Source organism: Collinsella sp. AF19-1LB (genome assembly GCF_003459655.1).
GTDB lineage: Bacteria > Actinomycetota > Coriobacteriia > Coriobacteriales > Coriobacteriaceae > Collinsella.
Genome location: NZ_QRWO01000069.1, coordinates 1 through 1,539, shown reverse-complemented (window position 1 = coordinate 1,539; position 1,539 = coordinate 1). Strand labels below are relative to the sequence as shown.

Sequence of the window (1,539 nt, the reverse complement as noted above, 5' to 3'; positions counted from 1 at the left end):
GGCTCTGTTAGACCAAGATTGACATACATGTGTCCCCACGGTGCCATATCGTTGACCCCGTAGACCGCGATGATGGGGGCAGCATGAACGCCGAAGACCTGGTCCTCAACTTCAAGAAGGACATGGCGAACCTCAGCAAGACCGAGCGCCGCCGCGCTATCGAGTCCGTCAGGGACGTGATCCGCGCGGCGGCGTTCGACGACGCGGCCGGCTCCGCCTACGAAATCGGACGCTGCCCGCGCTGCGGGTCCGTCGCGGTCGTAAAGAAGGGCAAATCGAAGAACGGCGAGCAGCGCTACCTCTGCCGGGGCTGCGGCAGGACCTTCGGCATGGGCAGCGAGCGCATCCTGGGGACGAGCAGGCTCCCGAAGGAGACCTGGATGGCCTACGCCGAGTGCTTCGTGCTCATGCTGCCCCTGCGCGAGTGCGCGAGGCGCTGTCGCGTCTGCCTCAAGACCGCTTACACCATGCGCCACAGGCTGATCGAGTGCCTCTCGGCCTACTCCCCCTCGTTCAGGGTCGAGCGGGGCTGCGGCTGCGAGCTCGACGAGACCTACTTCCCCGAGTCGTTCAAGGGCAACCACGCGAAGGGGTCGTTCACGATGCCGCGCCCCTCCCGGCACCGCGGCAAGCAAGTGCACAGGCGCGGGCTGTCGCGCGAGCGGATCTGCGTCATGACCGGCGTGAACGACTCGAACGAGACGTTTCTCGAGGTCACGGGGCGGGGCGCCCTGTCGAGGGGGCGCGCCATGGACGTGCTGAGGGGCCGCATCGAGTCCGGCTCCGTCGTCGCGACCGACAGGGCGGCCGTCTACGTCAACGTCCTCGCGGAACTCGAGGTCGCCGCGCATGAGGCCTACGACCCCAAGGACCGCTCCGGGGGAACCATCAACCGGGTCAACGCCGTCCACTCGCTCCTCGGCGCCTTCATGGAGCCGTTCCGGGGCGTGTCGACGAAGCACCTGGGCGCCTACCTCGCCTGGTTCAGGTGGTGCCGGACCTTCATGGCGACCGACTCCGGCGCCGCCGAGCGCACGGTCGCGCGGCAGCTCGCGCACGGCGTCTGCAGGAGCCGCGTCCGCGACATGTTCAACGTGGAGCCGCCCTACATGGACTACTGGGCCGCGCCCGCCGCATAGAGGCGGTAGAATGGTCGCACCGCGATACACGAGGAGGGGTGAGGCCATGCCGTCGAACATACCGGCCACGACGATCCGCATCGACCCGGAGGTCAAGAAGGAGGCCACGGCCATCCTGGACGAGCTCGGCCTGTCCATGTCCACCGCCGTCAACGCGTTCCTCAGGGCGCTCGTCCGGGAGGGCGGGATGCCGTTCGAGATGAGGGTCAGGACGCCGGCGCCCGACGGGGAGACGGCGAGATAGCCGGCAGGTCGGCATGAAACGGCAGGGCCAGGCGAGCAACTCGTCCGGTCTCGGGCGCATCGCCCCCTTGCCGGATTCGAATCCGACAAGGGGGCGACCGCTGTGCAATCGCAAGAAGATGATGGGGCGGAATGTCAATCCTGGTCTAACAGAGCC

General features: G+C 67.5%; 2 protein-coding genes. Both read left to right on the top strand.

Annotation, left to right across the window (positions count from 1 at the left end):
* Positions 1-83: 83 nt before the first annotated feature.
* The gene (locus tag DWX39_RS10760) at positions 84-1,139 is read left to right on the top strand and encodes an IS1595 family transposase (protein WP_117759942.1); all 1,056 of its coding nucleotides are present in this window, start codon (positions 84-86) and stop codon (positions 1,137-1,139) included.
* A 46-nt stretch (positions 1,140-1,185) separates the two neighbouring features.
* The gene (locus DWX39_RS10755; protein ID WP_117759941.1) at positions 1,186-1,383 is read left to right on the top strand and encodes a type II toxin-antitoxin system RelB/DinJ family antitoxin; all 198 of its coding nucleotides are present in this window, start codon (positions 1,186-1,188) and stop codon (positions 1,381-1,383) included.
* Positions 1,384-1,539: the final 156 nt, after the last annotated feature.

Excerpts from the sequence above, each read along its gene's own strand:
- DWX39_RS10760 (WP_117759942.1), top strand. The coding sequence starts at position 84 with ATGAACGCCGAAGACCTGGTCCTCAACTTCAAGAAGGACATGGCGAAC.
- DWX39_RS10755 (WP_117759941.1), top strand. The coding sequence starts at position 1,186 with ATGCCGTCGAACATACCGGCCACGACGATCCGCATCGACCCGGAGGTC.